The 23467-nt window shown below is 71.4% G+C and carries 25 protein-coding genes; 16 read left to right on the top strand and 9 right to left on the bottom strand.

Annotated features, from left to right (window positions below):
* The 5 genes from AOK00_RS16965 to rpmB all read right to left on the bottom strand — a co-directional run.
* Positions 1-3435 (bottom strand): type I polyketide synthase (locus AOK00_RS16965; RefSeq protein WP_437441423.1); only part of this gene is annotated, 3435 nt, incomplete at its 3' end.
* 581 nt (positions 3436-4016) lie between these two features.
* Positions 4017-4391, bottom strand: a complete 375-nt coding sequence (locus AOK00_RS16960) for a hypothetical protein (protein ID WP_107097406.1) — start codon at positions 4389-4391, stop codon at positions 4017-4019.
* A 39-nt stretch (positions 4392-4430) separates the two neighbouring features.
* On the bottom strand, positions 4431-5012 hold the full coding sequence (locus AOK00_RS16955) for an RNA polymerase sigma factor (protein WP_079042039.1): 582 nt from the start codon (positions 5010-5012) through the stop codon (positions 4431-4433).
* Between the two features lie 322 nt (positions 5013-5334).
* Positions 5335-5640 (bottom strand): 30S ribosomal protein S14, encoded by a 306-nt coding sequence (gene rpsN, locus AOK00_RS16950; protein WP_055601146.1) that lies wholly within the window; start codon positions 5638-5640, stop codon positions 5335-5337.
* Positions 5640-5876: a 50S ribosomal protein L28 gene (gene rpmB / locus AOK00_RS16945; protein ID WP_055601145.1), complete on the bottom strand. Its 237-nt coding sequence runs from the start codon at positions 5874-5876 to the stop codon at positions 5640-5642. The genes rpsN and rpmB overlap by 1 nt, the downstream gene beginning before the upstream one ends.
* Positions 5877-5955: 79 nt before the next feature.
* Here rpmB and rpmG point away from each other — a divergent pair, with 79 nt between their 5' ends.
* The 6 genes from rpmG to AOK00_RS16915 all read left to right on the top strand — a co-directional run bounded on the left by rpmG (position 5956) and on the right by AOK00_RS16915 (position 10379).
* A complete protein-coding gene (gene rpmG / locus AOK00_RS16940) occupies positions 5956-6120 on the top strand; it encodes a 50S ribosomal protein L33 (protein WP_055601144.1) in 165 nt (54 codons plus the stop codon).
* A 118-nt stretch (positions 6121-6238) separates the two neighbouring features.
* Complete coding sequence (locus AOK00_RS16935) at positions 6239-6484, top strand: type B 50S ribosomal protein L31 (protein ID WP_055601143.1); 246 nt, start codon at positions 6239-6241, stop codon at positions 6482-6484.
* Positions 6484-7635, top strand: coding sequence for a CobW family GTP-binding protein (locus AOK00_RS16930; RefSeq protein ID WP_055601142.1), 1152 nt, complete (start codon positions 6484-6486; stop codon positions 7633-7635). Before AOK00_RS16935 ends, AOK00_RS16930 begins: the two co-directional genes overlap by 1 nt.
* A gap of 71 nt (positions 7636-7706) precedes the next feature.
* A complete protein-coding gene (rpsR, locus tag AOK00_RS16925) occupies positions 7707-7943 on the top strand; it encodes a 30S ribosomal protein S18 (RefSeq protein WP_055601141.1) in 237 nt (78 codons plus the stop codon).
* Positions 7944-8172: 229 nt separating this feature from the next.
* A complete protein-coding gene (locus AOK00_RS16920; RefSeq protein ID WP_254047385.1) occupies positions 8173-9465 on the top strand; it encodes a hypothetical protein in 1293 nt (430 codons plus the stop codon).
* Positions 9466-9488: 23 nt separating this feature from the next.
* Positions 9489-10379, top strand: coding sequence for a YhjD/YihY/BrkB family envelope integrity protein (locus AOK00_RS16915; protein WP_107097405.1), 891 nt, complete (start codon positions 9489-9491; stop codon positions 10377-10379).
* Positions 10380-10428: 49 nt separating this feature from the next.
* On the opposite strand, the gene AOK00_RS16910 is transcribed toward AOK00_RS16915, so the two are convergent.
* Positions 10429-10686 (bottom strand): lipopolysaccharide assembly protein LapA domain-containing protein, encoded by a 258-nt coding sequence (locus AOK00_RS16910; RefSeq protein WP_055601139.1) that lies wholly within the window; start codon positions 10684-10686, stop codon positions 10429-10431.
* Positions 10687-10815: 129 nt separating this feature from the next.
* On the opposite strand from AOK00_RS16910, the gene AOK00_RS16905 reads away from it, so the two are divergent.
* The 9 genes from AOK00_RS16905 (at position 10816) to AOK00_RS16865 (ending at position 18369) form a co-directional block, all read left to right on the top strand.
* Entirely contained in the window at positions 10816-11646 is an 831-nt protein-coding gene (locus AOK00_RS16905) for a glycoside hydrolase domain-containing protein (RefSeq protein ID WP_055601138.1), read from the top strand.
* 78 nt (positions 11647-11724) lie between these two features.
* Positions 11725-12975: a bifunctional 3-oxoadipate enol-lactonase/4-carboxymuconolactone decarboxylase PcaDC gene (pcaDC, locus tag AOK00_RS16900; protein ID WP_055601137.1), complete on the top strand. Its 1251-nt coding sequence runs from the start codon at positions 11725-11727 to the stop codon at positions 12973-12975.
* Positions 12976-12984: 9 nt separating this feature from the next.
* On the top strand, positions 12985-13620 hold the full coding sequence (locus AOK00_RS16895) for an MBL fold metallo-hydrolase (RefSeq protein WP_055601136.1): 636 nt from the start codon (positions 12985-12987) through the stop codon (positions 13618-13620).
* Between the two features lie 78 nt (positions 13621-13698).
* Positions 13699-14478, top strand: a complete 780-nt coding sequence (locus AOK00_RS16890; protein WP_055601135.1) for an exodeoxyribonuclease III — start codon at positions 13699-13701, stop codon at positions 14476-14478.
* Between the two features lie 82 nt (positions 14479-14560).
* Positions 14561-15004, top strand: coding sequence for a DUF6278 family protein (locus AOK00_RS16885; protein WP_055601134.1), 444 nt, complete (start codon positions 14561-14563; stop codon positions 15002-15004).
* A gap of 160 nt (positions 15005-15164) precedes the next feature.
* On the top strand, positions 15165-15911 hold the full coding sequence (locus AOK00_RS16880) for an amino acid ABC transporter ATP-binding protein (RefSeq protein ID WP_055601133.1): 747 nt from the start codon (positions 15165-15167) through the stop codon (positions 15909-15911).
* A 14-nt stretch (positions 15912-15925) separates the two neighbouring features.
* Complete coding sequence (locus tag AOK00_RS16875) at positions 15926-16852, top strand: glutamate ABC transporter substrate-binding protein (protein WP_055601148.1); 927 nt, start codon at positions 15926-15928, stop codon at positions 16850-16852.
* Positions 16853-16870: 18 nt separating this feature from the next.
* Complete coding sequence (locus AOK00_RS16870) at positions 16871-17515, top strand: amino acid ABC transporter permease (RefSeq protein ID WP_055601132.1); 645 nt, start codon at positions 16871-16873, stop codon at positions 17513-17515.
* The gene (locus AOK00_RS16865; protein ID WP_055601131.1) at positions 17512-18369 is read left to right on the top strand and encodes an amino acid ABC transporter permease; all 858 of its coding nucleotides are present in this window, start codon (positions 17512-17514) and stop codon (positions 18367-18369) included. The genes AOK00_RS16870 and AOK00_RS16865 overlap by 4 nt, the downstream gene beginning before the upstream one ends.
* A gap of 37 nt (positions 18370-18406) precedes the next feature.
* Here the strand turns inward: AOK00_RS16865 and AOK00_RS16860 are convergent, their stop codons facing one another.
* Positions 18407-19975 carry an alpha/beta fold hydrolase gene (locus AOK00_RS16860; protein ID WP_055601130.1) on the bottom strand — a complete coding sequence of 523 codons (1569 nt, stop codon included), beginning with the start codon at positions 19973-19975 and terminating at the stop codon, positions 18407-18409.
* Between the two features lie 113 nt (positions 19976-20088).
* Complete coding sequence (locus AOK00_RS16855) at positions 20089-21351, bottom strand: hypothetical protein (RefSeq protein WP_055601129.1); 1263 nt, start codon at positions 21349-21351, stop codon at positions 20089-20091.
* Between the two features lie 122 nt (positions 21352-21473).
* On the opposite strand from AOK00_RS16855, the gene AOK00_RS16850 reads away from it, so the two are divergent.
* Positions 21474-22730: a cytochrome P450 gene (locus AOK00_RS16850; RefSeq protein ID WP_055601128.1), complete on the top strand. Its 1257-nt coding sequence runs from the start codon at positions 21474-21476 to the stop codon at positions 22728-22730.
* Here AOK00_RS16850 and AOK00_RS16845 read toward each other — a convergent pair.
* Entirely contained in the window at positions 22681-23412 is a 732-nt protein-coding gene (locus AOK00_RS16845; protein ID WP_055601127.1) for a hypothetical protein, read from the bottom strand. The two genes, AOK00_RS16850 and AOK00_RS16845, sit on opposite strands and share 50 nt — an antisense overlap.
* Between the last annotated feature and the right edge of the window lie 55 nt (positions 23413-23467).

Raw genomic sequence — 23467 nt, 5'->3', positions numbered from 1 at the left:
CCGCGGACCGTACTCCTGGGCCATGACACCGGCGAACACACCCGCCTGGGTGCCACGCAGGGAGTCCGGGGCGATCCCGGCCCGCTCCAGGGCCTCCCAGCAGGTTTCGAGGAAGGCGCGCTGCTGCGGATCCATCGCGAGCGCTTCACGCGGCGAGATCCCGAACAGCTCGGCGTCGAACTCCGCCGCGCTCTCCAGGAAGCCACCGTCGCGCACATAGGTGGTGCCCACATGGGCGGGGTCGGGGTGGTAGAGACCGTCGAGGTCCCAGCCCCGGTCCGCCGGGAAGCCCGAGATGACGTCGCGCTGCTCGGCGACGACCCGCCACAGCGCCTCGGGGGAGTCCACCCCGCCCGGGTAGCGGCAGCCCATGCCGACGATCACGATCGGATCGTCGTCCTGGCCGGCCCGGTCCTCGGGGGCCGCCGCGTCGTGCTGCCCCTCGGCCAGCACCGCGGCGAGCGCCGCGGGGCTCGGGTGGTCGTACACCACGGTCGTGGGGAGCTTGCGCCCGGTGGCGGCGACGAGCCGGTTGCGCAGCTCGACGACCATCACCGAGTCGATGCCCAGCTCCTTGAACGTCCGCCGCGGCTCGATCTCGGCGGCGGAGTCGTAACGGAGCACGGCGGCGGTGTGGGCCCGCACCAGCTCAAGGGCGGCCGGGCCGGTGAGCGAGCGGGCCGGCTCGGCGTCCCGCGCGTCCTCGGTGTCCTCCGGGGCCCGAACGGAGGCCGCCGGCGTCGATGCGGTGCCGGCCGACGGCAGTGCGCGAGCCACGTCGGGCTGCCCGGCGATCCAGTGGCGGCGCCGCTGGAAGGCGTACGTCGGCAGCTCGGCGCGCGTGCCGCCGGAGGGCAGGACGGCGGACCAGTCCACGTCCGCGCCGTGGCAGAACGCCTCGCCGAACGCGAGCAGCAGCCGCTGCGGGCCGCCCTCGTCGCGGCGCAGGGTGCCCAGCGCGGCGACCGGCAGGTCCGCGGCCTCCGCGGTCTGCTGGACGGCGAGCGCGAGCACGGGGTGCGGGCTCATCTCGATGAACAGCTCGTGCCCCGCGTCGAGCAGCGCCCGCACGGCGGGCTCGAACTGCACGGGTTCCCGCAGGTTGCGGTACCAGTAGTCGACATCCAGCTCGGACCCGTCGAGCGCGGTGGCGGTCACGGTCGAGTGCAGCGGCACGGTTCCGGTACGCGGTGCGATTCCGGCCAGCTCCGCCGGCAGGGTGTCGCGTACGGCGTCGACGTGCGGGCTGTGCGAGGCGTACGCGACCGGCACACGCCGGGTGCGGACGTCCTCGCCGTACCGGGCGGCCAGGGCGTCCAGGGCTGCCCCGTCACCGGCGACCACGGTCATGCCGGGCGAGTTGACGGCGGCCACGCTCAACCCCGGGTGTGCCGCGAGGTCTTCGCGCACCCGGTCGGCGGGCAGCGACACGGTGAGCATGCCGCCGCCGCGTCCGGCCAGCGCGCCGAGGGCGGCGCTCCGTACGGCGACCAGCCGGGCCGCGTCGTCCAGGGTGAGGGCGCCGCTGACGGTGGCGGCGGCGATCTCGCCCTGCGAGTGGCCGACGACCGCGGCCGGTTCGACACCCGCGGCGCGCCACAGCGCGGCCAGCGCGACCATCACGGCCCACAGCGCGGGCTGCACGACGTCGTCACGGTCAAGGGCCGGGGCGCCGGGACGGCCGCACAGCACATCGGTCAGCGACCAGTCGCGGTACGGGCGCAGCGCGCGCTCGCAGTCCTCGACGACGCGGGCGAAGATGGGGGAGCTGTCGAGGAGTTCGGCGGCCATGCCGGCCCACTGCGAACCCTGACCGGGGAAGACGAACACGGCCTCGCGGACGCCCTGGTGGCTGCTGCCCCCGACCGCGCCCCGATGGACGCCGGCGTCGGCGACCGCGTCGAGGGCGGCCAGCAGCCCGTTCCGGTCGGCGCCGACCAGGACGGCCCGGTGGCTGAAGGTGGTCCGGTCGTGCGCGAGAGCCCGGGCGATCTCGGCGGCACCGAAATCCTGGTGTGCGTCGAGATATTCGCGTAAGCGGGCCGCCTGGGCGCGCAGTGCCTTGTCACCGCGCCCGGACAGCACCCAGGCGAGGGATTCGGAACGATCCGAATCGTCCCGCTGATGCGGCTGGTCCGGCTTGTTCCCGGCGGCTGGGGCGATGTCATCCGGCCATGATCCGAGCACCAGGTGGCAGTTGGTTCCGCCCATTCCGACCGAGGTCACACCGGCGACGAGCGGCCCGTCGGGATTCGGCCATGGTCCGGTTTCGGTGGCGGCGGAGAGCCGAAGATCGGCGAAAGGAATCTGCGGATTCGGCGTCTCGTAGTTCAGGGTCGGTACGAGTTCCCGCTCGGCGAGGCAGAGAATCGTCTTGACAAGTCCCGCGATGCCCGACGCGCCTTCGAGGTGGCCGATATTGGTCTTGACGGATCCGAGCCTGAGGGGATTCTCCGGAGAGCGGGAGGAGGCGAAAACAGCGCCCAGAGCAGATGCTTCGATGGGGTCGCCGACCCGGGTGCCCGATCCGTGTATTTCTACGTACTGTGCTTGTTCCAGTGGTATTCGCGCGTTATCCCAGGCATCGCGTATGACGCGTTCCTGGGCCTTTCCATTCGGGGTGGGAAGGGTGTCGCTCGCGCCGTCGCTGCCGACGGCCCCACCGTGCAGCACACAGTGGACGCGGTCCCCGTCGGCCAGCGCCCGGCTGAGGAGCTTCAGCGCCACCACACCGCCGCCCTCGCCCCGGACGTAGCCGTTCGCCCGGGCGTCGAGTGCGTAACATCGACCGTCGGGCGAGAGGCTGCCGAAGGCGGCCAGGGCGTGGGTGCTCTCCGGCGCGAGGTTGAGGTTGACGCCGCCGGCGAGGGCCACCACGGACTCGCCGCGACGCAGACTCTCGCAGGCCAGGTGCACCGCGACCAGCGCGGACGACTGGGCGGTGTCGACCACCATGCTGGGTCCCCGGAGCCCGAGGACGTACGAGACCCGGTTGGCGATGATGCCCCGGTGCAGCCCGGTGACGGTGTGCGCGGAGGTGGCGTCGGGGCCGGCCGCGTGCGTGAGGGCCGCGTAGTCGTCGGCGATCGCGCCCATGAAGACGCCGGTGGCGGTGTCGGCGAGGGTGGCCGGAACGATGCCGGAGTCCTCGAGCGCCTCCCAGGCGAGTTCGAGGACGAGTCGCTGCTGCGGGTCCATCGCGGCTGCTTCACGCGGGGAAATGCCGAAGAACTCGGCATCGAAGGTGTCGACCCTGGGCAGAAAACCACCGGGGCGCGGCGACCCGTCGGCCATGGAGGCAAGGTGTGCGCGATCTGCGGGCGGCTCGGCTATGGCGTCTCGGCCGTTCCTGAGAAGATCCCAGAATTCGGCGGGGTTCGCCCCGCCGGGAAAGCGGCAGGAAAGCCCGACGACGGCGACCGTACGGTCGTCGATGCCATCAGGTACCCGCTGCGACGGTCCATCCTGGACCGTCGGTTCCCGCTTTTCCGCCGCACCGCCTGAAGGGCCTCGTACCGCGCTGTCTGATGGCGTTGCTGCCGCCTGAATTTGGGCATGGCGGATCATGATGTTCTTGCTCCCCCCGTGAAGCACGATCAACGGCACGGCCGACTCGGCGGCCCAGCCTGACTCAATCTCAATTTGGACCCTAGCATCGAGTCGGCGCTCCGTAAACCAATGGCCAGGGCGCGGGAGTTGGTCCAGGAATCAATATGCCGGTAATCGGGGGGACCGGCATCGAGGACCCGTCTCGCGTAACCGCGCAGTTAACCACACAGAAACAGCGCGTACTTGTGCAGCACGCGCTTTCTCGCCTCGGAAGACGTATGCCGTCAGAGAACGGCGGTCCCTCCGGCACCCCGTGCCTTCCGGCCCGGCGACCTCACCCAGGTCGCTCGACAAGGGTGAGAATCAGCCGGGCCGGAAGGCCGGAAACCCTCGGACCGAGAGCCGCGGGGAAGCCGGCGGGGCGGGCGCGTGCGGGGCACGTGGTCCACGGTTCGACCGTGGACCGGTCACCGGGAAGCGGCCGGGACGTTCCTGTCGGCCGCCGGCTCGCCCGCGGCCTTCGCCGCCGGGTCCGCCTTGGTGAGGGTGCAGACGCCGTCGACGCACTGGCGCTCCAGCCGACCGCGCGAGATCGTCTGAGCCAGGCCGACCATCCAGCAGGTGGGGCAGCCACGGAAGGCGATCAGGGCGAGCGGGGCCGCGAGCAGAGTGGCCGGACCGGCGACGGGCACCATGGCGATCGAGCCGATGATCAGCCCGAAGCCGATGGCGCCGCGCGCCAGGTGGCGCGGGACGGACTTGCTGGCGAAGTTCATGTCGTTCGCCGGGGCCTTCGTGGTGACCCGGATCTGGTCGCCCTGTGCGGGCTTCACGATGTTCACGGTCGTGACTCTCCTCCGACGGGGTGGTCGATGGCTCGATCAAGCCGCCTGGTCGGTGGCCTGTTCGGGTGCTTGGTCGATCGCTTCCAGTGACTGACGTACCGCCGCGCGTGCTCGGTGCAGCCGGGACTTCATCGCGGCGTTGCTCAGACCGAGGGAATGGGCCACGGTCCTGCCGGGCAGCCCCTGGACGTCCCGCATGATCAGGACCTGCCGCTGCTCGCGGGGCAGTGCGCCGACCGCGGCCGCGATCCGCTCCACTTCCAGCCTGTGCAGCACCGCTTCCTCGGCGGACGGTTCCGCGGACGCCTCCGGCCCGGTCGGCGGCTCGTCGTTGCGATGGACGAGAAACCGCACCTGCCGGAGGCATTCGTTGCGCACGATCCGGAACATCCAGGAGGCGAGCGCACCGGTGGCCCGCAGGGTGCCGATCTTCCGGTAGAGGATGATCAGCGCCTCCTGCGCGGCGTCCTCGGCGTCCTGAGGCGAGGCGCACAGCGACTTGGCGAACTTCCGCACATGAGGCTGCGATTCCATGACGACGGTGGTGAGCGACGTGACGTCGCCGTCCTGAGCAGCCTTGATCAGCCGCTCGTCCGGCCAGGAGAAACGTGGGTTCATGTGCTACTCATACCCGGCGGGCGCGCCGCGCGCAGGCACTCGTCAGCTTCGGCTCTTGTAGCGCCGCATGAGGTGCCAGCTGCACGCGCCCACGAGCAGGACTCCGATGACTACGAGGGCCGTGACCATTGTGTTCCTCCTGTTGTTCCGCCGGCGCGTTCGGCCGGTACACACATAAGAGACGGCGACCCCCCAAGAGGATTCAGCTCCGGCCGAAGTTTTTTCGCCGAGCACCGCGCGGGGGCCGTCCAGGGGTGTCGTGACCGTCCGCAGCGCTCGCGTTGGGCCAGGTCAGCGCCTTGTGGGCAGGTGTCTCCGGGGGCTACCAGGAGGACTTGGTCACGCCGGGAAGGAAGCCCGCGTGCGCCTGCCGCCGGGTGCGGACGCGGGAGAGCCCGAACCTCCGCAGGTAGCCGCGGGGCCGGCCGTCGACGCTGTCGCGGTTGCGGACCCGGGTGGCGCTGGCGTCGCGCGGCTGCCGGTCGAGTTCCTCCCGCGCGGCCAGACGCTGCCCGGCGGTCGACGACGGGCGACGGACGATCTCCTTCAGCTCGGCCCGCCTCGCGGCGTACCGCTCGACGATCGCCTTGCGCTTCTCGTTCCGTGTGATCTTGCTCTGCTTCGCCATCAGACCTTCCCCCCGCGCGCCCGGATCCGGGCCACGGCCGCCTCGACGCCGATCGCGTCCACCGTCCTGATCGCCCGCGCGCTCAGGGTCAGCCGGACGCTGCGGCCCTCGCCGGGCAGCCAGTAGCGCTTGTGCTGGATGTTCGGGTCGAAGCGGCGCGAGGTGCGCCGGTGGGAGTGGGAGATCGTGTTGCCGAAGCCGGGCCTGGCGCCGGTCAGCTGGCAGTGGGCGGACATGGGTGGTACCTGCCTCTCTCCGTGGCCGTCGCCGGCCATCGCTTATTGGAAATGAAAACCGTTGCCATATACTAGCCCCATGGCACGCAACGAACTCCGCCCCGTCATCAAGCTGCGCTCCACCGCGGGCACCGGCTTCACCTACGTCACCCGCAAGAACCGGCGGAACAACCCCGACCGGCTGGTGCTGCGCAAGTACGACCCGATGGCCCGCCGCCACGTCGACTTCCGTGAAGAGCGCTGACCGCACCCCGCCGCACGGTGCGGCACGAAGCGGCATCCAGCGCCGTGGAGAGCGGCCTGAGTCGCACAGAAGAGCGGCCTGAGCCGCACAGAAAGCCATACAGAAGGAAGGTCCTGCCATGAAGCCCGGCATCCACCCCGCCTACGGCCCCGTCGTCTTCCGCGACACCGCCTCCGGCTCCGCGTTCCTCACGCGCTCCACCCTCACCGGCGAGAAGACGATCGAGTGGGAGGACGGGCGGACGTACCCGGTCGTCGACGTCGAGATCTCCTCGGTGAGCCACCCCTTCTACACGGGCACCGCCCGTGTGATGGACACCGCCGGCCGCGTCGAGCGCTTCGAGCGCCGCTACGGGGCCCGCTGATGGCCCGGGATCCCCGGCTGCCCGTCGTGATCGTCGCCGGAATCCACTCGGACGCCCGCAAGGAGGCCGTCGACCGCCTCCTGCGGGCCGTCCCCGGCAGCGTCGCCCTCCATCACGACCTGACGGGCGCGCAGGACGGCACGGTGCGCCGCCTCGTCCGCGACGCGAGCGGGCTCCTGTCCGAGGACGGGACGCCCCTCGTCAACGACTGCGCGTGCTGCGCGCTGCGCGAGGACCTCGTACCGGAGCTGGAACGGCTGGCCGGTGGCGGCCTGACCCGGCTCGCCGTGGTCGAACTGTGGGACTCGGTCGAGCCGAAGGCGATGGCCGAGGTCGTGGCGGCGCACGCGGGAGACGATCTGGTCGTCACGAACGTGATCACCGCGGTGGACCCGGCTCTCGTCCTGCCCTACCTCGCCAACGGCGACGACCTCGCCGAAGCCGGCCTGGCGGCCGCTCCCACCGACCGGCGCACCGTCGGCGACACCTTCGCCCGCCAGCTGGAGTACGCGCCCGTCCTCGCCCTCGTCGACAAGGAGGAGGCCGACGACGAGGACCGTGCGCTGCTCGCCCAGCTGCACCCCACCGCCCGCCGGGTGGCGGCCGACTCGGGTGATCTGGCCGAGGCCGCCTTCGCCGGCTTCGACGTCGAGGCCGCGGCGGCGGCGCAGCACCCCGCGTGCGCGCTGCTGCCGCAGGACGCGGACGACGCCGGGGTCACGACCCTCGTCTGGCACCGCCGACGCCCCTTCCACCCCGAGCGCCTGTACGCGGCGCTGGAGGACCTGTGCTGCGCCGCCGCACGCAGCCGCGGCCGGTTCTGGCTGGCCGACCGCCCCGACACCCTGCTGGCCTGGGACGCCGCGGGCGGTGCGCTGTGCGTCGAGAGCGCCGGCCCGTGGCTCGCCTCCCTGCCGGACGCCGCCTGGGAGCTGGTCCCCCCGATGCGCCGGGCCGCCGCCGCTCTGGACTGGGACCCCGAGCACGGCGACTGCTGCCAGCACCTCGTCTTCACCTCGCCCGGGCTCGACCGGGACGGACTGGAACGGCTCCTGGAGTCCTGCCTGCTCACGGACGAGGAGTACGCGTCCGGGCCGGACGGCTGGAGGCATCTGCCCGCCGCCTTCGACTCCCTCCTCGACGCCGCCTGACCCTCGAACGACCCGGCCCCGGAAGAACGACCCGGGCCGGCCGGACATCCCGCCCCCGGAAGGACATCCCCATGGCGCGCCGCCAGGAACCCCGTAAGCCTCTGAAGTCCCGCCCCAACCCGCTCGACGCCGCCGGGATCACGTACATCGACTACAAGGACACCGATCTGCTGCGGAAGTTCGTCTCGGACCGCGGCAAGATCCGTAGCCGCCGCGTCACCCGGGTCACCGCCCAGCAGCAGCGGCAGCTCGCCGCCGCCGTCAAGAACGCCAGGGAGATGGCACTGCTGCCGTACGTCACCCGGTGAGATCCGGGAGGGGCCGCCCGCCGGCCCGGCCGGGGGAGCGCCCATGGCCACGGTCCGACGTCCCCTGCTGCGTCCGGCAGGCGGGACCCATGAAAAGCCCGGCACTTCGCGTGCCGGGCCCGTGGGATGGCCGGCCGCGCGGGGACGCGTTCTCACCCGTTCGTCCTGCCCCGTCTGGCCGGAACAGTGCGGGCGGGATTGGCTGAGCGCACACCGCGAGGAGGCGCCCGTGCCGGACGAGAATCAGAACGAACTGGCCGCGTTGCGCGCGCGGGTCGCCGCGCTGGAGGGGGAGGCGGCCGCCCGGCCCGCTCCCCGCCATCGAGGCCGTTCGTTCCTGGCCGCCGTGCTCATCGTGATCGGATGCGTCCTCGCTCCGCTGGGCATCGTCGCCGCGTGGACCGCCGACATCGTCGGAGACACCGACCGGTACGTCTCCACGGTCGCCCCGCTCGCCTCCGACGCGGACGTGCAGGCGGCGGTCGCCAACCGGGTCACCGGTGCGGTGATGGAGCACATCGACCTGGAGTCCCTCCTGGAGGGGGTCGCCCCCGACCAGCGTCCGTTGCTCGCCAAGGCGCTGGGGAAGCTCGGCGGCTCACTGGAGAGCGCGGTCAGCAGCTTCGTCCACGACAAGGCGCAGGAGGTCGTCGCCTCGGACGCCTTCAAGACGGTCTGGACCGACGCCAACCGGGCCGTCCACACCTCCGTCGTCCGCGCCCTGACGGGCAGCGGCGACGGAGCCGTACAGATCAACAACAACACCGTGACCGTCGATCTCGCACCCGTGATCGAACGGGTCAAGGAGCGGCTCGTCGACGCGGGGCTCACCGTGGCCGGCAAGATCCCGGAGATCCACACCGACTTCACGGTCGTCAAGTCCGATGACATCGGCAAGGTCAAGACCGGGTTCCGCCTGCTTCAGGTGATGGGGCTGTGGCTGCCGGTGCTCGCGGTGCTGCTGGTGGTCGCCGGAGTCCTGCTGTCCACCCATCGCCGTCGCACCGTGATCGCCTCGGCGATCGGTGTCGCCGTCGCGGCCCTGGTCCTCGGCATCGCTCTGACCGTGTTCCGTACGGTCTACCTCAACGCCCTGCCCGACACCGTCTCCCAGCCCGCCGCGGGGTCCGTCTACGACGCGCTGATCCACTTCCTGCGCACCACGGTCCGCATGGTGGTGACCCTCGGCCTGGTGGTAGCCCTCGCCGCTTGGCTCACCGGCCCCAGCCGTCCCGCCGTCGTCACCCGCCGCATGTGGAATTCCGGCATCGACGCGACCCGTGCCGCGGCGGACCGGGCGGGACTGCGGACGGGACCGGTCGGCCCCTTCGTCCGCGGGCACCGCACGTGGATCACCTGGATCCTGGTGGCCGTGGCCGTCCTCGTGTACGTCCTGTGGGACCACCCCACCGCCTGGGTGGTCGTCGGTCTCGCGCTGGCCCTGCTGTTCGCCTTCGCGGTGGTCCGGTTCCTCGGGGCGGAGCCCGCGGACGCCGACGCGGAAGAGTCCGTCCGGGCGTAGGGCGGATGTCCGCAGGAGGCCGGATGGCGCGCTGGGCGGCCCGAGGGCGGCAGCTGCGCGCGAGGGCGGAGCACCGGCTGCCCGTCCTGACCGAGATCGCGAGCCGGCTGCTCGGCGGGAACCTGCTGGACGCGGGGACCCGGCTCGCGGCTCAGGCCTTCCTGGCCGCCGTGCCGCTGCTGTTCGCCGTCGCGGCGTTCGCCCCGGCCTCCGTGCGCGACCAGCTGCGGGATTCCCTGCGCGCCATGTTCGGCCTGACCGGGCGCTCCGACGTCGAGCTGGGGCAGGTGCTGGACGGCTCCGCCGACGACGAGCTCCGGGAGACGACCGGTGCGGTCGGCCTGGTCATCGCACTGGCCTCGGCCACCAGTTTCAGCCGGGCCATGGCCAGGGTCTGCGAGCGGGCCTGGGCCCTGCCCAAGGCCAAGACGCGGCTCGCGGCCTGGCGGTGGGTGGTGTGGCTGCTCGCGCTGCTCCTGGTCGTCCTCGTGCAGGGGCCGCTGCGGGACGGCTTCGGCGCGGGCCTGTGGCTCGGGGTGCCGGTCTTCTTCCTCGTGAGCGTGGGCATCTGGATGTGGACACAGCACCTGCTGCTGGCCAAACGGGTTCCCTGGCTGCCGCTGCTGCCCGGCGCGGTCCTGGCGGCCGCGGCGACGAGCGCCATGGCCCTGACGGCCCGGCTGTACATGCCTGCCGCGCTCAACAAGGCGCTGGCGGAGTACGGATCCCTCGGGCTCGTCCTCACGATGCTGTCCTGGCTGATCGTCGTCTGCGCGGGCATCACCTTCGCGTTCACCATCGGAGCGGTCCTGGCTCAGGAGCCGCCGCTGTCGCACCACCTCGGGCCGAGGGGCACCCCGCCGGGCGGGGCGGCGGACGGAGACACGGCACCCGCGCCCGAGCCGGGTCCGTGACGGGCGGACGGGCGGACCGCTTCGGCGCGTGCCGTGTCCCGTCGCCGCCTCACCGCTGTGCGCGGCGCCGGGCGACGAGCAGGCCGAGCACGACGCCCACGAGGAGGGTGACGGTCAGGACGATCCAGAGCGGCAGGGTGACCGTCGGGATCCAGAGCCTGACGGTGACCGAGCCGGTGTTGGCCGCGATGAACCAGATGGCCAGGGCGGCGAGAATCACGAAACCGATGGTGCGCAGGCGCATGTCCCGCCCCTTGACCGTCAAGGTCGACGGGCCATGCGGCTTGCTCGCGGTCTTCTGGTGCATAGATCCCATTATCGACCGATCGTGCCGCCCGGTCGATCGGACGGCGCGGGCGACCCGCTCGGCCCCTCGGAGCGGGTTATAGGGTGAAGCGCTTCAGAGGTCGGAGCCAGAAGTCGGGTGGGGTGGGGAATGCCGAAGCACCGGTTGTCCAGAAGAGGTCGCTACATCGCGTGGGCGGCGACCGGCGTCGTCGTCGTGGCCGGCGCCGGGGTCGCGGCGCAGACCTCGATGGCGGCCCCGGCCTGGCCGGCGCAGAAGACCTATACGGGCCGGGCGTTCGACGCCTGTACGGCGCCCTCCCCCGCCGCGATGAAGGCGTGGAGGAAGGACGCGTACTACGGCGGCGTCGCGGTCTACATCGGCGGCAGGAACCGTGGCTGCGCCCAGCCCCATCTGACGAAGTCCTGGGTGAAGTCGGCGGACACGCTCGGCTGGCGTGTCATCCCGCTCTACGTCGGGGCCCAGCCGCCCTGCCAGAAGAGCAGGAACAAGGAGAGGTTCACCGCGGCCACGGCCGCCTCGGTCGGGGCGAGCAACGCCAACGACGCGATCGCGAAGGCGTCGGCGCTCGGCATGAAGCCCGGCAGCCCGGTCTACCTCAACATGGAGTCGTACGACATCGCCGACAAGGCGTGCAACGACGCCACCCTGACCTACGTGCGCTCCTTCACCAAGACCCTGCGCGCCAAGACCTACCGCGCCGGCCTCTACGGCTTCAGCAGCTCCAGCGCCAAGGCGATCGCCACCGCCAAGAACCGCACGGACCTGCCGGGGAACCTCTGGTACGCCCTGTGGAACGGTCAGGAGACCACCACCAGGGACTGGCCCTGGGACCCGAAGCTGTACACCGACCACAGCCGCGGCCACCAGTACAAGGCCAACAGCAGGGAAACCCGCGGCGGCCACACCATCACCGTCGACCGCAACGCCTGGGACGCCCCGGTCGCCATCATCGGCTGACCCGGTCGGACCCGTACAGCCGTGACAGCCGTGCCCCCGGTCAAAGGGGCGGTCGTGAGAGATGAGAGGGTCTAGCGGGTGAGCGAGACATCACCGAACACCCTGCAATACCGTGTCGACGGGCAAGAAACGGCTCCCGTCCTCGTCCTGGGCCCCTCGCTGGGTACCACATGGCACATGTGGGACCGGCAGATACCGGAGCTCACCCGGGACTGGCGCGTCGTCCGTTTCGACCTTCCCGGGCACGGCGGGGCGCCCGCCGAGCCCTTCACCTCCGTCGCCGAGCTCGGCGACCGGCTCCTCGCCACCCTCGACTCGATCGGCGTCCAGCGCTTCGGGTACGCGGGCTGTTCCCTCGGCGGCGCCGTCGGCCTCGATCTGGCCCTGCGCGCGCCCCACCGGGTCGCCTCCCTCGCCCTGGTCGCCACCTCGCCCCGGTTCGGCAGCGCCGACGAGTTCCGCCAGCGCGGTGTCATCGTCCGCGCCAACGGGCTGGAGCCGATGGCCCGCACCGCGCCCGAGCAGTGGTTCACCTCGGTGTTCGCCGGCGCGCAGCCCGCGATCGTGGACTGGGCCGTCCAGATGGTCCGGACGACCGACCCCGCCTGCTACATCGCCGCCTGCGAGGCCCTCGCCGTCTTCGACGTGCGAGAGGCCCTCGACCGGATCGCCATCCCGGCCCTCGTCCTCGTCGGCTCGGAGGACCAGGTCACCGGCCCCGCCGAGGCCCGCACCCTGGTCGCGGGGATCGCCGACGCCCGGCTCGCCGTCGTCCCCGGCGCCTCGCACCTGGCTCCCGTCGAGCAGCCCGCCGCCGTCACCGACCTGCTCATCGAGCACTTCGCCGGTACGGCCCCGGACACCAGCGGCACCCTCACCGTGCCGCCGCTCCCCGCGGCCCCGGCGCCCCCGGCCGAGCCGGTCCCGGACGCCGAGCCCGCCGAGGCCGGCCGCCCCGACCCGTACGAGAAGGGTCTCGGGCTGCGGCGCGAGGTCCTCGGCGACGCCCATGTGGACCAGGCCCTCTCCGGCGACGCCGACGGCGCCTTCCAGGACCTCGTCACCCGTTACGCCTGGGGCGAGGTCTGGAGCCGGGACGGTCTCGACCGGCGCACCCGGAGCGTCGTCACCCTGACGGCCCTCATCGCCGGAGGCCACCGGGAGGCCCTCGCCGACCACACCCGCGCGGCCCTCCGCAACGGCCTCTCCGCCGAGGAGCTCCGCGAAATCGTGCTCCACGCGGGCGTGTACTGCGGCTTCCCCGCCGCCGAGACCGCGCTGCGGGTGATCGCCCGGGTCGTCGAGGAGGAGACGACGCCCCCGGCGTAGCCTGGCCCCGTGAAGCTGACGAAGAAGTCCCACGCGTGCGTGCGGCTGGAGAAGGACGGGCGGACGCTCGTCCTCGATCCCGGCATGTTCACCGAGGAGGACGCGGTCCTCGGGGCCGACGCCCTGCTCGTGACCCACGAGCACCCCGACCACTTCGACGAGGGTCACCTGCGGGCCGCCCTGGAGGCCAACCCGGCCGCCGAGATCTGGACACTGCGCAGCGTCGCCGACCAGCTCGCGGCGGCCTTCCCGGGCCGCGTGCACACCGTCGGGCACGGCGACACGTTCACGGCCGCCGGGTTCGACGTCCAGGTGCACGGCGAGCTGCACGCCGTGATCCACCCCGACATCCCGCGCATCACCAACGTCGGATACCTCGTCGACGGCGGCGCCGTCTTCCACCCCGGCGACGCGCTCACCGTGCCCGACCACCCCGTGGACACGCTGCTGCTCCCCGTCATGGCCCCGTGGAACAAGATCTCCGAGGTCATCGACTACGTGCGCGAGGTCGGGCCGCGCCGCGCGTACGACATCCACGACGCCCTGCTCACCGACCTCGCCCGGCCCATCTACGACCGCCAGATCGGCGCGCTCGGCGGCACCGACCACCAGCGGCTCGCCCCCGGCGCCTCCGCCGAGCTCTGAGCCCCTCCGCCGGGCAGCCGCGGCCGCTCCAGCCCGGCACGGCGTCGATTGTCGGACCCCGCACGTAGGCTTGCGCACATGCGCATCGCCACCTGGAACGTCAATTCGATCACCGCCCGGCTGCCCCGACTCCTCGCCTGGCTGGAGAGCAGCGGCACGGACGTGCTGTGCATCCAGGAGACCAAGTGCACCGCCGAGCAGTTCCCCACCGAGGAGCTGCGCGCCCTCGGCTACGAGTCCGTGGTCAACGCCACGGGCCGGTGGAACGGCGTGGCCCTGGTCTCCCGAGTCGGACTCGCGGACGTGGTCACGGGCCTGCCCGGCGGCCCGGAGTACGACGCGGCGGAGGAGCCCCGGGCGATCTCCGCGACCTGCGGCCCGGTCCGCGTCTGGTCGGTGTACGTGCCGAACGGCCGGGAGGTCGAGCACGAGCACTACGCCTACAAGCTGCGCTGGCTGGAGGCCCTGAAGGCGGCCGTCGCGGAGGACGCGGCGGGGGACCGGCCCTTCGCGGTCCTCGGCGACTACAACATCGCGCCGACCGACGACGACGTCTGGGACCGGGCGGTATTCGAGGGCCTGACGCACGTGACGGAGCCCGAGCGGGCCGCGCTCGCCGGCCTCCGCGAGACCGGCCTCGCCGACGTGGTCCCGCGCCCCCTCAAGTACGACCATCCCTTCACGTACTGGGACTACCGCCAGCTGTGCTTCCCGAAGAACCGGGGCATGCGCATCGACCTGGTCTACGGAAACAAGCCCTTCGCCGAGGCCGTCACGGACAGCTACGTGGACCGCGAGGAGCGCAAGGGCAAGGGCGCCTCGGACCACGCGCCCGTCGTGGTCGACCTCGACGTGTAGCGGACGCGGGACCCAGCCGGCGTCGGGACGATCTCCGCGCGCCGGGTGGTCGACGGGCAGGTGACGGTGCGACGCTGTTCGGATGAACATTCCATTCCTGGACATCTGGCGCAAGCGGCACGCACCCGAACCGCCCGGCTCCCCGCTGGCCGCGGCCTTCGACCGTGACCCTGACGGTGTGGCCGCGCTGCTCGCCGAGTGCGAGCTGCTGCGCACCAGGGTCGCGCAGTCCGGGGTGGCACTCGACGACACCCCGCGTTCCCTCCAGGAGCTCGACCAGCTGCCGCCCCGCTGGCGTGACGACCCGGAGGAGCTGCCGTGGATCGGGAACGACGCCGGGCTCTACCTCGGCACCGTGATCGTGCGGAACGTGCCCGGCGCGCGCTGGCAGGTGTGGCCCGGCGGCGGCCCGGTGGTGCGGCTCGCCTCCGGCCGGGAGATCCAGGTCGTCGAGGCCGGCCTCGACTGGGCGATGACGGGCTCGCCGGAGCTCTCCCAGATGTACGCCGAGGCCGCCGAGTACTGAGTCCGCAGCCCCGCTCGGCACGGTCCCACATCTCCACCCCGCCACCCTTTTGCAGTAAATACGGCTTATCTCCGTTTCATGCGTGTCGGGCGTGAAGTCCCTTTTCTGGTGGATAGTTTGCGCTGACTCGACACCGCTGGGAAATGGGGCAGGGCAGCGTATGGCCGTCGTCGATCCGCTGATCGAACTGCGTGGCGTCAACAAGCACTACGGCACGTTGCACGTCCTCCGGTCCATCGATCTCACCGTCGGCCGGGGCGAGGTGGTGGTCGTCATCGGCCCGTCCGGATCCGGCAAGTCCACCCTCTGCCGGGCGATGAACCGCCTGGAAAGCGTGGAGTCGGGCGAGATCGTCATCGACGGACGGCCCCTCCCCGAGGAGGGCAAGGCGCTCGCCCGGCTGCGCGCCGAGGTCGGCATGGTCTTCCAGTCGTTCAACCTCTTCGCGCACAAGACCGTCCTCGCCAACGTCTCCCTCGCGCAGATCAAGGTCCGAAAGCGCAAGAAGGAGGAGGCCGACCGGCGATCGCGCGAACTCCTCGACCGGGTCGGACTCGCCGCGCACGCGGACAAGTACCCCGCCCAGCTCTCCGGCGGCCAGCAGCAGCGCGTGGCCATCGCCCGAGCCCTCGCCATGGACCCCAAGGCGCTCCTCTTCGACGAGCCGACCTCGGCCCTCGACCCCGAGATGATCAACGAGGTCCTGGAGGTGATGCAGCAACTCGCCCACGAGGGAATGACGATGGTGGTCGTCACCCACGAGATGGGCTTCGCCCGCTCCGCCGCCGACCGGGTCGTCTTCATGGCCGACGGGAAGATCGTCGAGGACCGCGCTCCGGAGGACTTCTTCACCGCCCCGCGCAGCGAGCGCGCCAAGGACTTCCTGTCCAAGATCCTCAAGCACTGAGCGGGGTGGGAACGATGCTGCGTACGCACCGCTCGCACCGCACCCCGGCCGTGCTCGCCGTGCTGCTCGTCCTGACGGCGGCGCCCGTCGGCTGCGGCAGGGAGGGCAGCCCGCCCGTCAAGGGCCCGCAGCCCGACCAACTCCCCGTCTACCAGGTCCAGTCCGGATTCACCCTGCCGGACTCCAGCACCTGGAACCGGGCGAAGAAGCGCGGCCGGCTCGTCGTCGGCGCCAAGGAGGACCAGCCGTACATGGGCGAGAAGGACCCGGCGACCGGCCGCTACTCCGGCTTCGACATCGAGATCGCCAGGATGATGGCGGCCTCCCTCGGGTTCGACCCGGCCGGCATCGACTTCCGCACGATCGCCTCGGCCAACCGAGAAACCGCCCTGCAGAACGGACAGATCGACTACTACGTCGGCACCTACACCATCAACGACAACCGCAAGAAGCTCGTCGGCTTCGCCGGGCCCTACTACATGGCCGGCCAGTCCCTCCTGGTCCGCACCGAGGAGAACGACATCGACGGCCCCCAGGACCTGGCCGGCAAGCGGGTCTGCTCGGCCGCCGGCTCCACCCCGTACCAACGCGTCGAGAAGGACTACCCGAAGGCCGAACTCGTCGCCTACGACACGTACTCCGCCTGCGTGGACAACCTGCTGACCTACCAGGTCGACGCGGTCACCACCGACGACACGATCCTCATGGGCTACGCCGCCAAGGTCCCGGACGAACTCAAGGTCGTCGGCGAACCGTTCTCGGAGGAGCCGTACGGCATCGGCGTCCCGCGCGGCGACAACGCCCTGCGCTTCGCCCTCGACGACGCCCTCGCCGCCCACGAGAAGAACGGCGACTGGAAGAAGGCCTACGACGCCACCCTCGGTCTCTCCGGGGTCCCCGCCCCGGCACCGCCCCCCATCGACCGCTATCCGGCGAGCTGACGAGAGGAGCCTCCCGACATGGACGTCCTGACGGACAACTTCTCGCTCTACGCCGAGGGATTCCTCGGCACCGTCGAACTCACCGTCTACGCCTCGGCGCTGGCCCTCGTCCTGGGCTTCCTGATGGCATCGTTCCGGGTCGCGCCCGTGGGATCCTTCCGGGTCTTCGGCACGGTCTGGGTGACCGTGCTGCGCAACACCCCTCTGACCCTGCTGTTCTTCGCCGTCATGCTGGGTCTGCCCCGGTTCGGACTCGTGCTGCCCTTCGAGCTGTTCGCGGTCCTCGCGCTCGGCTGCTACACCTCGGCCTTCATCTGCGAGGTGCTGCGCTCCGGCATCAACACGGTGCCGCGCGGCCAGGGCGAGGCCGCCCGCAGTCTGGGGATGAGCTTCAGCCAGTCCCTCGGCACGGTCGTCCTGCCCCAGGCCTTCCGTACGGTCATCCCGCCGATCGGCTCCACCCTGATCGCCCTCGCCAAGAACTCGGCCATCGCCGGCGCGTTCAGCGTCACCGAACTCCTGGGCACCTACAAGACCTTGAGCGAGCTCGGCTACAACATCGTCTGGACCTTCGTCTGGATCGCCGTCGGATACCTCATCATCACCCTCACCATCAGCGCCCTCTTCAACGTCCTCGAGAAGCGCTGGGGAGTCGCCCGATGACCGATTCCACCGCCCTCTACGACATCCCCGGGCCGCACGCCCGGCGGCGCCACCTCCTCTACGGCGTCGCGTCCACCGTGGTGATCCTCGCGCTGGCCGGCTGGATCCTCCATCTCCTCTTCGACAACGACCAGTTCACGTCCACCAAGTGGTCGCCCTTCCTCTACGAGGGGATCCAGGAGCTGCTGCTCGAAGGGCTCGGCAACACCCTCAAGGCCTTCGCCTACGCCTCGGTGCTGTCGCTCGCCCTCGGCGCGCTCCTCGCCACCGGACGCCTCTCCGACCACCGGGTGCTCCGCTGGATCTCGACCCTCCTCGTCGAGTTCTTCCGTGCCATGCCCGTCCTCGTGATGATCTTCTTCATCTTCGTGGCACTCAAGGTGCAGGCACTGCCCGCACTCGTCGCCGGACTGACCCTCTACAACGGCTCCGTCCTCGCGGAGGTCTTCCGCACCGGCGTCCACGCCGTCGCACGCGGCCAGGGCGAGGCCGCGTACGCCCTCGGCATGCGCAAGACGCAGGTCATGACCTACGTCCTGGTGCCCCAGGCCGTCCGCGCGATGCTCCCGGCCATCATCAGCCAGTTGGTGGTCGCCCTGAAGGACACCTCGCTCGGATTCCTCATCACCTACGAGGAGTTCCTCCACGCGGGCAAACTGATCGCCTCCAACCTGGACTACGACCTGCCGTTCATCCCGGTCGTCCTGGTGATCTCACCGATCTACATCGGGATGTGCATGCTGCTCTCCTGGTTCGCCACCTGGGTGGCCCGCAGGGAGCGCCGCAGCCCGAAGACGAAGGCCGTGGACGTCGCTCCGGCCGAACCAGAGACGCTGCTGCCGGGACCGCAGTAGCGAGCGAGGGCCGCACCCGCCCGGCAGCAGCCGGTGATCACTCCTTCCGCAGCGGTACCGACACGTACGACGGGTCGGCCGAGGGGGAGGAGAAGGTCAGCTGCGCGCCGGTCGGGTTGTGCTCGATGTAGAGCGGGTCGACGGTGTCGACGACCAGCGCGAGCCGGTGCCCCGCCGGGACGTCGTACGCCGTGGAGAACAGCTCCAGATCGACGCCGAACGCCTTGCCCGGGGGCCGGTCGTGGAAGGTGTACGGGGCGTTGCTGACGAGCTTGCCGACGCCGAGCGGACCCACGTCGTAGAGGTACGCCACGAGGGTGCCGCTCTCCTTCGTGGAGGTGACGGTGGTGTGCACCTTCACGGTGCCGCGCACCCGCTGCGGGGTGTCGTACCGCTCCGAATGCCAGACGCCGGCGAAGGCACGGGGGAGCAGGGGGACGGAGACGACGGGCGGGATGCGGAGGAACTGGTCCAGGGCGTTGGTGAGCAGGGTGATGCCGCCATTGGCGCCGGAGTCGATGTTCGCCCAGACCCGCTGCGTACCGCCGAGGTCGAACTTCCGCTGGTTCGCGTGCACGGACTTCCAGTCCGGGTAGCCCTCGTAGCCGCCGGTGGACCGGGACTTGAGCTGGACGGGCTGCTCGCGGTCGATGCCGTTGTCGACGCCCTTGAGATGGCGGTCGAACCAGCGGTGCGCGCTGGTCCAGGTGTCGTTGGGCAGGCCGAACAGGCCGGTGGCCTCGGCGGTGGCGTGGTCGCCGGGGCGGAACTCAAGCCGCTTGGGGCCGGTGAGCTTCTCGAAGAAGCTCGCGTACTGGTTGGGCGGGAAGATGGTGTCGCCCCAGGCGTTGCCGAGCATGATCGCGGCGCCGTTGGCGTTGATCCGGTCCAGCTGCTCGACGGGGGAGCGCTTGCGGCCCCAGGCGATCATGTCCTCCTCCTTGTCCAGGTTGGACGAGAGGAAGTCGCCGAGGATCTGCTTGAGTTCGGGACCGGGGCGGCCGGTGAGGTAGCCGGCGCCGCCGAGCAGGGCGGCTGCCTGGACGTGCTGGGTGCGGCCGCTGTAGATGGACTCGATGAGGTCGGCCCAGCCGCTGAGCGCGGCGACGGCCTTGATGCGCGGGTCGGCCGCGGCGGCGAGCAGGCTGATCCCGGCGCCGTACGAGACGCCCGCCATGCCGATGTGGGCGGGGTCGGCGGCGGTGTTGGCGAGCGCCCAGTCGATCACCTTGGAGGCGTCGGCGATGTCCTTGGGGCCCGCGGTCTCGATCTCGCCGCCGGACTGCCAGAAGCCGCGTGAGTTGTAACTCACCACGACGTAACCCGAGTCGGCGAGCAGCTTGGCCTGGACGAGGTATTCGACCTGGGGCATGGCCCAGCTCGTGGGCAGCACGATCAGGGGGTGGCGGCTGGTGCCGGTGGACCCGGCGGGGGTGACGACGTTCGCCTTGAGGACGGTGCCGCCCTCCCCGACGATGTCGACGAAGCGGATGCCGGTGCCGGCGGTCTCTCCGGCTTCGGCGGCCTGGGCGGCGGGTGCGAGCCCGAGGGCCGTCCCGGCCACGAGGGCGGCCGAGACGGCGAGGGACAGGGGTGTGCGTCGCACGGGTCACTCCTCACTGGGGTACTGCTGGGGCGGCAGTACGGGCACTGATGGGGGGCAGTGAAAGTGACCCGACGGTAACCGCGAGGCCTTACCCGTGGTAACCGGTCGGTAAGTTACGTGCGGGTAACGATTGATGCGCGCGTGGCCCCGTCCAGGAGGGCGACGGCCTCCGCGAAGTCCGCGTGGGCCTCCCCGTAGCGGGCGGCGGCGACGAGGAACATGGCGCGGTCGGTCAGGGACCGGGCGACCGTCTCCGGCGCGTCGGGAACGCGCCGGGCGAGCGCCACGCCCTCGTCGAAGAGCGGGCGCAGGGGTTCCTCGATCCGATGCGAGTGCCGTTCGTGGAGGACGGCGGAGCGCCGGACCAGCCGGTGATGCGCTTCCACCGCCTCGGAAAGGCGGCCGGTGCCGGTCAGCTCGGCGACCCGGGTCTCCAGGGCGGAGACCGCACCGAGATAGGACTCCTTCGTGTCGGGCGACCAGTGGCCGAACTCGGTACCGAAAGGCGGCACGGGTGCCTCCCGTGACCCGGCGGGCTCGGCCGCCCGGCCCGACAGGGCGAACAGGGTGAGCCACCAGGAGCGGGCGTTGCCCCGGCGGCCGGGCTCGCCCGACTCCGCCAGCCGGGCGAGGGCCCGGAGGGCCTCCTGTCGATCCGCCGCGGCCTCCTCCCGCCGGCCGCGGGCGTCGAACATCCCGGAGCGGTGGACGAGTTCCCACACCAGGCCGGCCAGCGGGTACGCCTCGGCCTCCGTCTCGGTCCGGGTGCGGTCCACGAGCTCCGTGAAGGTCGCCAGTGCCTCCTCGTGCCGTCCGGCGGCGTCCAGCACCGCCGCCCACTCGACCGCGGTCCAGAAGTGGAAGTCCAGCCAGCTCGACGGGGTGCCCCTGCCGTGGATGTCGGCCGCCTCCCCGTGCCGCCCCTCCTCGGCGAGCATCGTCGCCAGTCGCCACTGCCCGTACGCGGGACTCCGCACCTGGCCCCGTGCGAAGGCGAGCCGCCCGGCCTCCGCCATCTCCTCGCACACCGCGAAGGCCTCGGCCCGCCGCCCGACGGTGAGCAACGTGCGCTGGTACGAGCTCAGGACGCCGCAGAGCACGTCGGCCCTGTTCGGTTCGTCGGCGTCGACGCGGCGGGCGGCGTCCGCGGCCTCCGCGTGGCGGGCGAGCCGCAGTTCCACGTCGTCCCGGTCCCCGGCCTCGTACCCGTACGAGACCAGCGCCCTCGCCAGCTTCGGCAGGTAGGACGCCGGGCTCACCTTCGCGAGCACCCGGTACGCCCGGACCTCCTGGGAGGTGCTCGGCCGGTCGGATCCGAGCAGCATCGTCCGTGCCCGCAGCACCGCGTCGTGATCGACGTTGTCGGAGTGATTCATGACGGCGATTCTGGGATCCGGAGAGGGGCCGGACAAGGCCGTCGAAGTGTGCGATCAGTCCTACGAAAACCGCCCCTGACCTGTCATGATGGAAACGTCTTCACCCCTGACTGGGAGGCGCGGTGCAGGAGTCGAGCGGCGTACCGGACGTCTTCGACCCGCGGATCTACGCGACCGGGATCCCGCACGACCGCTTCCGCGACCTGCGCGACCACGCGCCCGTCGCCTGGCAGCCGGAGCCCGGGATCCTGGGCTGGCCCGCGGGTTCCGGTTTCTGGGCCGTCACCCGGCACGCCGACGTCGTCCGGGTGCTGAAGGACTCCCTCACGTACTCCTCGTGTCTCGGCGCCACCCAGATCCGCGACCCCGACCCCGCCGACCTGCCCTTCATCCGGCGCATGATGCTCAATCAGGATCCTCCGGGACACGGCCGGTTGCGGCGGCTCGTCAGTCGGGCCTTCACCCCGGGGCGGATCGAGCGGTTCGCCGCCACCGCGCGCGAACGGGCCCGCCGACTGCTTGCCGGGGCGATCGACGCCGGGGGCGAGGTGGACCTCGTCCGGGCCGTCACCGACGACTACGCCCTGCTCAACCTCACCGATCTGCTCGGAGTGCCCCCGAGCGACCGGGGCCTGCTGCACGCCTGGACCGAGCGGGTCATCGCGTACCAGGACCCCGACGAGCCGCCCGTCCTCGACGACGAGGGACGACCGGTCAATCCGCGGTCGCCCGCGATGCTCGCCGAGATGTTCGACTACGCGCAGGAACTCGCCGCCCACAAGCGCGAGCATCCCGCCGACGACGTGATGAGCGTGCTCGCCGGCTCCGAACTCGCCGACGCCGAGCTGGAGATGTTCTTCTTCCTGCTGACCGTCGCCGGGAACGACACTGTCCGCAGCGCCGCCCCCGGCGGTCTCCTCGCCCTCGCCGAACACCCGGACGAGCAGCGGAGGCTGTGGGCGGGCGAGGTGGACACCGACACCGCGGTGGACGAACTCCTGCGCGTGCACCCGCCCGTGCTCTCCTTCCGGCGCACGGCCGCCATCGACACCGAACTCGCCGGGCAGGCGATCCGCCGCGGCGACAAGGTCGTCGTCTTCCACGCCTCCGCCAACCACGACGAGCGCGTCTTCCCCGCCCCGCACCGACTGGACCTCGGCCGGACCCCGAACCCCCACGTGTCCTTCGGTGACGGTCCGCACGTCTGCCTCGGCGCGCACTTCGCCCGGCTTCAGCTCCGCGTGCTCCACGAGGAGGTGCGCCGGGCCTGCGGCGGTGTCGAACGCGCCGGAGAACCCCGGCGCCTCGTCTCCAACTTCATCAACGGCGTCAAGTCGCTGCCGGTGCGACTACGGGAACCGTCCGCGCCGCGCGCGTGACATCGGCCACCAGATCCACCACATCGGGGCCGTACGCCTGCGAGTTGACGACCTTCAGGAGCACCACGAAGGACCCGGAGCGGTGCAGGCGCGCCAGCTCCTCGTAGTGGCGGGCGAGATAGCGGGTCGCGGCCTGGTTGGTGATGGCCCGCTGACCGCAGAAGAGGAACACCGGCCGGCCGCCCTCCCCGGCGGTGAGCCGGGCGAGGATCACGTACTCGCTGACCCCCGGCTCAGAGGGGTAGCGCTCCCCGCCGATCAGGAACGCCCCGCGGTCCGCGCTCGGCTCGACCTCGACGTTCACCTCGATGCCCGGGAGCAGGGTCGCCAGATGGGCGGCCATCCGCCGGTTCGAGTAGGGGCCGCCCACACAGAACTCCGTCCGGTCGCCGAACCCCTGATGGGTCTGATCGTGCGAGAGGATCCGGGCCTGCGCCCCGCAGTCCTTGATCAGCGCGGACAGCTCAAGGAGGGCGAACACGTCGAACCGGTGGACCGAGCGGTCGCCACCCGACTCCCTGTTCACCACGAGCAGGCACTCCGAGTTCCCCGGCAGGCCGAAGAACTCCTGCTTCCGGCGGAGCTTCCGCCGCCAGAGGTACGTGCGGCCCAGCCAGCCCAGCGACGCGCTGACCCCCGTAGCGAGCACCCCGAGCACGATGTTGCGCAGGTCTTCGTCCATGGGCGCGCATGCTAGCGGGGAAACGGCCTCCTGTTCGAGGCGGTCCTGACGGGAG

This window comes from Streptomyces aureus (assembly GCF_001418135.1).
Lineage (GTDB): Bacteria > Actinomycetota > Actinomycetes > Streptomycetales > Streptomycetaceae > Streptomyces > Streptomyces aureus_A.
Note: the sequence above shows the minus strand (reverse complement) of the source record. Positions and strands in the feature narration are given on the sequence as shown.

What these genes read in the sequence shown, in the direction of transcription:
- rpsN (WP_055601146.1), bottom strand. Translation starts at nt 5,640, where the DNA reads ATGGCGAAGCAGAGCAAGATCACACGGAACGAGAAGCGCAAGGCGATC.
- AOK00_RS16930 (WP_055601142.1), top strand. Translation starts at nt 6,484, where the DNA reads ATGGCCCGGGATCCCCGGCTGCCCGTCGTGATCGTCGCCGGAATCCAC.
- AOK00_RS16955 (WP_079042039.1), bottom strand. Translation starts at nt 5,012, where the DNA reads ATGAACCCACGTTTCTCCTGGCCGGACGAGCGGCTGATCAAGGCTGCT.
- AOK00_RS16910 (WP_055601139.1), bottom strand. Translation starts at nt 10,686, where the DNA reads ATGCACCAGAAGACCGCGAGCAAGCCGCATGGCCCGTCGACCTTGACG.
- AOK00_RS16915 (WP_107097405.1), top strand. Translation starts at nt 9,489, where the DNA reads ATGGCGCGCTGGGCGGCCCGAGGGCGGCAGCTGCGCGCGAGGGCGGAG.
- AOK00_RS16935 (WP_055601143.1), top strand. Translation starts at nt 6,239, where the DNA reads ATGAAGCCCGGCATCCACCCCGCCTACGGCCCCGTCGTCTTCCGCGAC.
- AOK00_RS16875 (WP_055601148.1), top strand. Translation starts at nt 15,926, where the DNA reads ATGCTGCGTACGCACCGCTCGCACCGCACCCCGGCCGTGCTCGCCGTG.
- AOK00_RS16855 (WP_055601129.1), bottom strand. Translation starts at nt 21,351, where the DNA reads ATGAATCACTCCGACAACGTCGATCACGACGCGGTGCTGCGGGCACGG.
- AOK00_RS16865 (WP_055601131.1), top strand. Translation starts at nt 17,512, where the DNA reads ATGACCGATTCCACCGCCCTCTACGACATCCCCGGGCCGCACGCCCGG.
- AOK00_RS16905 (WP_055601138.1), top strand. Translation starts at nt 10,816, where the DNA reads ATGCCGAAGCACCGGTTGTCCAGAAGAGGTCGCTACATCGCGTGGGCG.
- AOK00_RS16845 (WP_055601127.1), bottom strand. Translation starts at nt 23,412, where the DNA reads ATGGACGAAGACCTGCGCAACATCGTGCTCGGGGTGCTCGCTACGGGG.
- AOK00_RS16870 (WP_055601132.1), top strand. Translation starts at nt 16,871, where the DNA reads ATGGACGTCCTGACGGACAACTTCTCGCTCTACGCCGAGGGATTCCTC.
- AOK00_RS16890 (WP_055601135.1), top strand. Translation starts at nt 13,699, where the DNA reads ATGCGCATCGCCACCTGGAACGTCAATTCGATCACCGCCCGGCTGCCC.
- AOK00_RS16885 (WP_055601134.1), top strand. Translation starts at nt 14,561, where the DNA reads ATGAACATTCCATTCCTGGACATCTGGCGCAAGCGGCACGCACCCGAA.
- rpmG (WP_055601144.1), top strand. Translation starts at nt 5,956, where the DNA reads ATGGCACGCAACGAACTCCGCCCCGTCATCAAGCTGCGCTCCACCGCG.
- AOK00_RS16880 (WP_055601133.1), top strand. Translation starts at nt 15,165, where the DNA reads ATGGCCGTCGTCGATCCGCTGATCGAACTGCGTGGCGTCAACAAGCAC.
- rpsR (WP_055601141.1), top strand. Translation starts at nt 7,707, where the DNA reads ATGGCGCGCCGCCAGGAACCCCGTAAGCCTCTGAAGTCCCGCCCCAAC.
- rpmB (WP_055601145.1), bottom strand. Translation starts at nt 5,876, where the DNA reads ATGTCCGCCCACTGCCAGCTGACCGGCGCCAGGCCCGGCTTCGGCAAC.